Source organism: Kamptonema sp. UHCC 0994 (assembly GCF_029167235.1).
In the GTDB taxonomy this organism is placed as follows: Bacteria; Cyanobacteriota; Cyanobacteriia; order Cyanobacteriales; family Microcoleaceae; genus Kamptonema.
Window position 1 is genome coordinate 81,755 of sequence record NZ_JARFTR010000098.1, and the last position, 8,796, is coordinate 90,550.

Sequence of the window (8,796 nt, forward strand, 5' to 3'; positions counted from 1 at the left end):
CGGATTGAAAGTATCTGAGGGAATAGATTTGGGGAAATGCAGTCATAATTTTGCTCTCATAGGCGACAGAGCGCGATCTCATGGATGGCGCGGCTGTTGTAAGGCTGATGTATGATGTAGATGGAGATTGAAAAATGCAGCCGTTGAATTTGTCACTAATTGATATTTTAGAAAGCTGGATAGCTGGCAAGCAGCCAGCGCCAGATGAATTACAGCAGCTAGCAGTTTTGGAATTGGCAGATGAAGCGCGATCGCGTGCTTTTGGGATAAATATTGAAAATGTAAGTGAAGTTATTCTGGCACGGGCTAATTTATTTCAGTCTATTGCAATGGCAATTCTTGAGCTGCCATTAAAGTCAATCAATTTATTAGAAACTTCTTGGAATCTTTGGCTGCCTTTGGCAATGCAATTAGCGACGGAAAGGCAAAGAGTGGGGCGAACTTTGATTCAAGGGATTTTAGGGGGACAAGGAACAGGAAAAACCACCTTGGCAGCAGTTCTGAAGTTGATTCTTAGTAAATTAGGTAACAGAACAATTAGCCTTTCTTTGGACGATCTTTACAAGACTTATTCTGAAAGGCAGCGGTTAAAAGAGGAAGACCCGCGTTTAATTTGGCGTGGGCCACCGGGAACCCATGATATTGAGTTAGGAATAAAAGTTTTAGATCGACTACGTGAGTGTTATACTTTGAAAGTACAAAAGTATGAAAGTTCAAAACCTATTTTGATTCCTCGGTTTGATAAGTCAGCTTGGGAAGGGATTGGAGATAGAACTGAGCCTGAAATTGTTGATGATGTTGATATTTTATTATTTGAGGGTTGGTTTGTTGGGGTACAACCGATTGAATCTGGTATTTTTGATATCATCAATCTACCTCCTATTTTAACGGTTGAAGATCGACAATTCGCCTGTGACATGAATAGGAAATTAGGAGATTATTTACTACTTTGGGAACGCTTAGATCGGTTGATTGTTTTGCATCCAATTGATTATCGACTTTCTCAAGTGTGGCGGCTTCAGGCTGAAAGGGAAATGATGGCGGCCGGTAAGCCTGGGATGTCAGATGAGGATATCTATCGATTTGTCGAGTATTTTTGGAAAGCACTACATCCAGAGTTATTTATTAAGCCGTTGGTGACTAATTCGGAGTTAGTAGATTTAGTGGTTGAGATTAATGTGGATCATTCTGTGGGCAGAGTTTATTAGTAATTGGTAATTGGTAATTGGTAACTAGCAAACTTTCTTAACTGTTAATAGTTAACAATAATTACTTAGTTTCCATAGTATGTACACCATCCCAGTCATCCGGGGGCGGTACTTCCAAATAAAGGCGCGATCGCTCAATGTGAACTTCCACAGCCATATCCGTTTGCCGCATTAGCTTCGCCCTCTCAAAATAACTAATAGCTTGCTGAAAATCTCGATTAATATAAGCCTCTCTACCCCGCTTGTATAGCTCTAAAAATTGTTCTATTTCCCCAGTCAATGGCACTGTTTGCCGATCGATTAACTCATAAATACTGACGGCTTGATTTTTCCCTTTAACCCGCACCTTATCCAACTCCCGCACCCAAATTCGGTCGCGGCACAAATTGTAAGTAAACTCACTTAAAATAATATCACAGCCATATTGTTTTGTCAATTCTTCCAAGCGAGAACTAAGATTTACGGCATCTCCAATCACCGTATAATCCATCCGCTTTTCCGAGCCAATATTACCGGAAACTACTTCCCCAGAACTAATGCCAATCCCAATCTTAAAGTTAGTTTCACTAGGTCTAGAAGCATTAAAATCTTTCAACCGCCAGCGCATTTCTAAAGCTGTCTCAATCGCCATCCAAGCGTGTTCAATCAAAGGTAAAGGCGCTCCAAAAACTGCCATCAAGGCATCACCAATAAACTTATCTAAAGTTCCTTCATAGCGAAAAACAGCTTCTACCATTGTCTCAAAATACTGATTTAAAAGTGCTACCACTTCAGAAGCACCTAAATTTTCTGTAATTGTTGTATATCCCCGAATATCTGAAAATAAAATAGTCACATCTTTACGTTCACCTACCATCATCGCTCCCTCCCCTAAAGCCATTACTTGCTCAACTACTCCAGGGGTCATATAACGATACATTGTAGTTTTCATTCGTTTTTCTCTCGAAATATCTTCGAGCACTACGATACCGCCACGCACGCCGCCTTCAGGATTTGTTAGTGGGTTAACAGTTAAATTCAAACTACGTTCGACTACTGTAACTTGAGAACGAGGAATTGGCACCGCACATTGAGGATAACCTAGAGGAAAATGAGTAATATGAAAGGGAGCTTGAGCATTAGTAACTACTGGAATTTGGCCTGATTCGGGGCTATTTTCTCCCCAAGCATAAAAAATATCTGGATTGTTGCGATCGGGAATTGTCAAGATATAAGTTTCTCCTTCCTCCTCAATTTCTGGCAATTCTATTAATAAACCCACAGTTAAAGTTTGTTCCGGTACATAATGTCTGGCTGCATTCCTCAGACTGTCTTCTAGTCGAAATCGCATATTGTCAATGGGCACAACTTCCCAAACATAGCGATCGATAAGTCTCTCTTCCCAAAGTTGTCGATTCTGCTTACCGTTGGGTTGATCGATGGGACAACCAAGCAATCCCAAGGCGGCTTCATTAATCGTGACAATTCGACCTTGCATATCCGTAGAAATCACAACATCTGTGAGACTTTGTAAGATGTCTTTCTGATATTGTTTTTCAACTAAAACATTTTCAAATAATTGGGAATTTTGCAGTGCAATACCCGCTTGAGCATTAAAAGCACGCAAAAATTCTTCATCAGAATTAGTAAAACTGCCTTGGTGTTTATTGATTAACTGAGTTACCCCAATTAACTCGCCTTTGGCGTTATAAACTGGCATACAGAGCATATTTCTCGTTTCATAACCAGTGCGATGATCGGTACTCGGATCGAAGCGAGGATCGGTATAAGCATCATTAATATTGAGAGTTTGACCAGTGGAAGCTACATAACCAGCAATGCCTCTATTAGCAGGAATACGGATTTCCATTAAGGTTTTACCATCGGCTTTGGCTACTTTTGTCCAGAGTTCGTTGGTTTCTTTACTAAGCAAAAATAGGGTACTGCGATCGGCTTGCATTAAATCACGGGCTTGCTCCATTACAGAGCGCAAAGTTGTTTCCAAGTCAAGGCTTTGGCCTAAAGTTGTTGTTGCTCTTAATAGTGCTGCAACTCCTCGCTGATTGCGGGCAGCTACATAAAAAGATTGACAGCTTTCGAGAATAATTCCAATTGAGTCAGCAAAGGCGCGGAATTGTTGTTCGTCTTCTTCATTAAAGGGCTGATTTCCTGCTTTATTTAATAGTCTTACTACTGCTACCGGAGCATTTTCACTCTTGGTGCTGAAAATTGGCATACAAAGAATGGTCTGGGTTTCATACCCTGGGAGTTCGTCAACTTCTCGGTTAAATAGGGGATGATTATAAGCATCAACTACATTGAGACATTCTCCGGTATTAGCAACGTGACCCAAAATACCGACATTCATTGGTAGGCGAATTTCTTGAGCTTTTTTGGTAGTTGGATCGACGGTTTTGTACCAAAGTTGAGCTTTATTTGAGTTAACTAAAAATATAGTTGTGACATCGGCTTGCAGGATTTGACCGATTTTGAGGGTGAAGGCATCTAAAAGTTGCTCTAAAAGAGTTTCTAGAGCTTCATTGTTGATGAGGTCGATCGCACGCAAAAATTGCTGAAATTCAGCGGTGATAAAGTCCAGCAGGCAGACAAATTCGGCAACTGGCAGATCCTTCACGCGGGCGGCTAATGCCCCCATGCGATTGACTTGAGTGAGTGTAGCCAGAACGCTACCAGCATTGGAGAATGTCATGTGTTAACTGATTTTTCAGGGGGTAGGGTGGCCCTTGGCTTGGTTGATGTCGTGTTTTGAGGCTGTCCAAACTGTTGAAACTGTTTTGGCTTCACTGCTTGGACAAGTCGTTTTACTTAATCACGAACTTCCACCTGCCTATAATGTGTGCTTTGAAATCATTTTTAACAACCTTGATGTTGCTGCCCACTCTGCTAATATAGCTAGGGGCTAGGGGCTAGGGAAGAAGGGAATAGAATTAAGGCTTGGAGTAATTTAGAATGTCCTAACCGACGAAAGCGGTTGCTATATAAGGTGAGGTTAGGTAAAACACAAAACTAAGGGGTTTGTTTTGTGGGGATAGGTGGAAAATAATTAGTCTGGAAGTTAGTTCATAGGTTTTTTTGTTGGGGAGAATGGGCTTTTTATGCTGGGTGGAATTGCGGCGATCGCGCGTGACCCACGAATGGCGCAGCCTGCTACACCAAGTTATTTTCCAATACTCTGTCAAATTTAATGTTAAACCCGATCGGGGAGTAGGTGCGATCGATCCCTTCAACCCCCCTTAAAAACTAGGGCTATACAGCGGTTCCCAAAACCCGCCAGAGGTGAAAACCTCTGTCTAATAGCTCAAGTCGTCTTCAGACGACTAAACAGTTGCGGGACTTACACAAGAGTATGGGTACCGCCGCCATCTTGGCGGTTCATTTACCGCCAAGATGGCGGCGTTACGTGAGGCGTAAATCGTAAACTATGCGGCTTTTGGCAGTGAATCGGCCAAGATCGCAGATTCATAGTACCGCCGCAGTTGGTGGGTGGCAGCGGCCCAGCCCCAGCGTTCAGCTTCAATACGGGCGTTGAGTCGTAGCGTTTCGCGTTCTTCGGGATGGGCAAACAAGCGTTGAGTAGCAGCGATCGCACCTTCCTCATCTGCTGGGTCAAATAAATAGCCGTTAACGCCATCGGTGACAATATCGGGAATTCCCCCTGACCTTGCCGCGACTACGGGCGTACCCGCAGCCATCGCTTCTAGGAGCACTAAGCCTAGGGTTTCAGTGCGGGAGGGAAAAATGAAGGCATCGGCACAAGCGTAGGCTGAGGCGAGTTCTCTGCCTCGGAGATAGCCAACGAAATAGGTGGGAGTGCCGGCAAAATATTGTTCTAAAGCTTGGCGGTGTGGGCCGTCGCCGACTAAGGCGAGACGGGCGTTAGGAATTGATTCTAAGACGGGTTTGATGCGATCGATTTCTTTTTCTGCACCGAGGCGACCGACATAGAGTAAGAGTGGGCTGTCTGGATTGCCTTGGCTGAGGCGATCGCGCATTTCTGGAGTTGCAAAATGGGGTTGATACATCTCCGTATCTACTCCCCTTTGCCATAAGTCTACACGCTCAATACCGTGCGATCGCAGTTCTTCAACCATCGCCGTTGAAGTACAAAGATTTAACTCAGCCTGATTATGAGCTCCTTTCAACAACTCCCACAACAAAGGTTCAAGCATTCCAAAACCATAGTGATGTAGGTATTTTGGCAAGTGAGTATGGTAAGAAGCCAAAAGCGGAATATTTAACTTTTTGCCATAATATAAACCCGCCAATCCCAAAATAGCCGGATTAGCAACATGAATAATATCTGGCTGAAACTCTTCTAACTTTTGTCCAATTGACGGGCGCGGCAATGCCATTTTCAATTCCGGGTACATCGGCAAAGGAAAGCCTTCAACACCGTAAATTATGGCTCCTTTGTACTCTGTTAGCCCACCATCTGGGGAAAAAATTAGAACTTTGTCGCCAGCGCGTTGTAAGTGTTCAACTGTATGAATCAACCGCGTGACAATGCCATCTATTTTCGGCAGAAATGTTTCAGTAAAAAGAGCGACTCTCATAACATAACTTGAAGTAATTTTGTAGCAATTGACCAGGAAAGTTAATTGTTTTTCCAGAAAAAATCTACTGTTCCGATTTTTTCCTCTTTTAACTGTTTGTGGTTCGTAAATCCTGCCTCATTTAAAATTGTCGAGCACCTACCTACATCGCATAAGTCTTTATGCAGCTCTATAACAACACTTTTTACTTTTGCAAGGAGTTCTGGGTAGTTCTCTAACAATCTTTGTTCGCAACCTTCAATGTCAACCTTTAAAAGATCTATTTCTGGAATCTCTCCTCCATAAATAGAGGTAAGATCGATGTAGGATACAGTGTCTTTCTTTTTCCCTTCCGGCGACAAAAAGATTGAGTTTGATACATGATAATCTATTTGATATAAATCAGCACTTCCTTGTCGTTCGCCCACTAATCCATTAAAGATTTTAACCTTATTTTTGAGTAATTCTTGTTGATTTAAGCGCGATTTCATTATTTCAAAAATAACTGGGCTTCCTTCTACCATTGTTACCTGAAAAGGTTGCTGAGGATTTTTACTTTGCAGGATTAAATCTGCAATTCTTAAAGGGAAATATCCTACATTAGCGCCAAGATCTAGAAATTCTAAAAGGCGGTTGGGAGAAACTGATGCCAAACTTTGCTGAATCGGAAGGTCATATTCTCCTCTGCAAAACAAGTCGTTATAGAGGTAAAATTCTGCTTCGCTTTCAATTTTCACAGTCAGCTCTGGGTGCAACTCTATATTGACTCCCAAATTTTTCCATGCTATTTTTTTCCACCCTCGTTGAAGTTTCTTTTTGACTCTTTCCAGAAAAGATGCTGTTTGGAGTTCGCTAATTGATGGCATTTGTAGACCCTCATTTCAATGTTTATAACAAGGTAACTTGACGGAACTCTAGGTTTTTCCAACTTTCCAGCGATGCTGATTGCTTAAACAAATTTTTTAGTTTCTGAAGTTAGATATCAGTTAAGTAGTTAGTAGTTAGTAGTGGCTCTCTTACTAACTACCAACTTCTCTTTACTAATTCCTCCGCCACTTAACTTTAGGCAGGATTTCATTTTTGTCAACACGATGCTTGTATTTGATCGCAAAATTCATCAGCGAATCTATCAGCGAGTCTGACAAACAGTGAGGCTGTAAACCAAGACTCAGCAAACTGGTATTTTTGGCATTAAAATAGTGTTCTTCCTTCTCAACTCTGGGGTTTTCGAGATGATTGATTTCCACATTTAATCCCATTGCCGTACCAGCTTTTTTCACCATCATTGCCAAGTCACCGACGCTAAACATTTCGGTAAATTGGTTGAAGACGCGAAATTGACCTGGTTCGGCGGGATTTGCGATCGCAATTTCCATACATCGCACCGTATCCCGAATATCCAAAAATGCTCTCGTTTGTCCGCCACTGCCATAAACCGTTAGTGGATGACCAATAGCAGCTTGAATGCAGAATCGGTTCAGGGCAGTTCCAAATACTCCATCGTAGTCTAAGCGGTTAATTAACAGTTCATCCATACCGGTTTCTTCTGTTAAAACCCCGTAAACTACCCCTTGATTTAAATCTGTAGCACGTAGGCCCCAGATTTTGCAAGCAAAGTGGATATTGTGGCTGTCGTGAACTTTACTTAAATGATAAAAAGATCCCGGTTGTTTGGGATAGGGGAGAGTATCTTTGCGACCGTTATGTTCAATAGTGATATAGCCTTCTTCTATATCAATATTCGGAGTACCGTACTCACCCATTGTCCCCAATTTCACTAAGTGACAATCAGGGAAATCTTCCCGCATCGCATAGAGGATGTTTAGCGTTCCGACAACATTATTAACCTGAGTAAGTACAGCGTGTTCGCGGTCAATCATTGAGAAAGGGGCCGAACGTTGTTCGCCAAAATGCAATATCGCTTCGGGTTTAAACTTGCGAAGGGAACTGCTGAGGAAATCATAATTGGTGATATCGCCGACAAACAGTTCAATGGACTTGCCAGTTAAATCACGCCAGCGCTGGAGGCGTTGTTGAATCGGCGCAATAGGAGTGAGGGTTTCTGTACAAAGTTCGAGATCCCAATGCCGCCGCACAAAACTGTCCAGAATGCCAACTTCATAACCTCGATTGGAAAGGTAGAGCGCGGTTGCCCAACCGCAATAGCCATCGCCACCAATAACCAGGACTTTCATAAATCACGGATAAATCTTGCTTGCCAATACTGGGTAAATGTATCAGGTAATGGTGCAATATGAACCTTTTAAACTACAACCTCATCGGCAAAACTAGCCCAGCGGACAAACTCGAAGGGCCCGGCGACTGCACCCCAGAGGTGTTCGTCGGTTTCGGGATCGCGCCCTCTGTCGTGACTGATGAATTTATTTTCATCGATCTCAAATTCGCTGTCGAGGTAGGTGGTTTTGCCTTTGCGGACTACTGTGCAGCCTTTGCCCGGTTCAACTCGACCGAGGAAGCTGTTGCCCGTCCATTGAGTGATGAAGGTGCATCCGGGGAGTTTTTTGATGGTTTCGGCTTTGAGGGCTTGGAGGCGCACAGGGTCGCGGGATGAGCCGTAGAATTGTTCTTCGTTTGCGATCGCGTAGTTTTCGATCTCAATGCAATTAACTGCGGGTACTAATTTTAATACTCGAACTCGGTAAGGTTGATTGAGTTGATAGTCGTAGGCTTGTTCGAGGTAGAGGCTGATTCCTCCTAATAATTCTACGGGGAGGGGGCGCATACAGACGCGGATGTGGGCGAAGAAGGGGGGGTTTTCAAAGGCTTGGGGTTGGTTGCTGAAGTCGGAGGCCATCCAGCGGGCGAGGGTGGCGATGTCTGTGGAATTGGTCATTATGAAGAGGAATTGATAGTTGATAATTGGTTTTTGGGAGGGCTGTGGTTATGCTGAACTTGAGCGATCCCAGAATATTTTAAGGGGAAAGCGAGCGTTTTTTTCATTAAGAACATAATGAAAGGTCGGGTGGGGATTGACAGGGCAATTTCTATTTTTTTGATGACTTACGTAACGCCGCCCTCTGGGCGGTATCTTTACC

At 43.1% G+C, this 8,796-nt stretch carries 7 protein-coding genes; 2 read left to right on the forward strand and 5 right to left on the reverse strand.

Annotated features, from left to right (window positions below):
* Positions 1-134: 134 nt before the first annotated feature.
* Positions 135-1,208, forward strand: a complete 1,074-nt coding sequence (locus PY364_RS09715; protein ID WP_275522128.1) for a glycerate kinase — start codon at positions 135-137, stop codon at positions 1,206-1,208.
* A gap of 61 nt (positions 1,209-1,269) precedes the next feature.
* On the opposite strand, the gene PY364_RS09720 is transcribed toward PY364_RS09715, so the two are convergent.
* The gene (locus tag PY364_RS09720) at positions 1,270-3,897 is read right to left on the reverse strand and encodes a GAF domain-containing protein (protein ID WP_275522130.1); all 2,628 of its coding nucleotides are present in this window, start codon (positions 3,895-3,897) and stop codon (positions 1,270-1,272) included.
* A gap of 395 nt (positions 3,898-4,292) precedes the next feature.
* Between PY364_RS09720 and PY364_RS09725 the strand changes: the two genes are divergently transcribed.
* On the forward strand, positions 4,293-4,445 hold the full coding sequence (locus tag PY364_RS09725; RefSeq protein ID WP_275522132.1) for a hypothetical protein: 153 nt from the start codon (positions 4,293-4,295) through the stop codon (positions 4,443-4,445).
* Between the two features lie 182 nt (positions 4,446-4,627).
* On the opposite strand, the gene PY364_RS09730 is transcribed toward PY364_RS09725, so the two are convergent.
* The 4 genes from PY364_RS09730 to PY364_RS09745 all read right to left on the reverse strand — a co-directional run bounded on the left by PY364_RS09730 (position 4,628) and on the right by PY364_RS09745 (position 8,594).
* Complete coding sequence (locus tag PY364_RS09730) at positions 4,628-5,761, reverse strand: glycosyltransferase (RefSeq protein WP_275522134.1); 1,134 nt, start codon at positions 5,759-5,761, stop codon at positions 4,628-4,630.
* Positions 5,762-5,802: 41 nt separating this feature from the next.
* On the reverse strand, positions 5,803-6,606 hold the full coding sequence (locus PY364_RS09735; RefSeq protein WP_275522137.1) for an FkbM family methyltransferase: 804 nt from the start codon (positions 6,604-6,606) through the stop codon (positions 5,803-5,805).
* A gap of 174 nt (positions 6,607-6,780) precedes the next feature.
* Positions 6,781-7,935: an NAD-dependent epimerase/dehydratase family protein gene (locus PY364_RS09740; RefSeq protein ID WP_275522140.1), complete on the reverse strand. Its 1,155-nt coding sequence runs from the start codon at positions 7,933-7,935 to the stop codon at positions 6,781-6,783.
* Between the two features lie 68 nt (positions 7,936-8,003).
* Positions 8,004-8,594, reverse strand: coding sequence for a chromophore lyase CpcT/CpeT (locus tag PY364_RS09745; protein WP_275522142.1), 591 nt, complete (start codon positions 8,592-8,594; stop codon positions 8,004-8,006).
* Between the last annotated feature and the right edge of the window lie 202 nt (positions 8,595-8,796).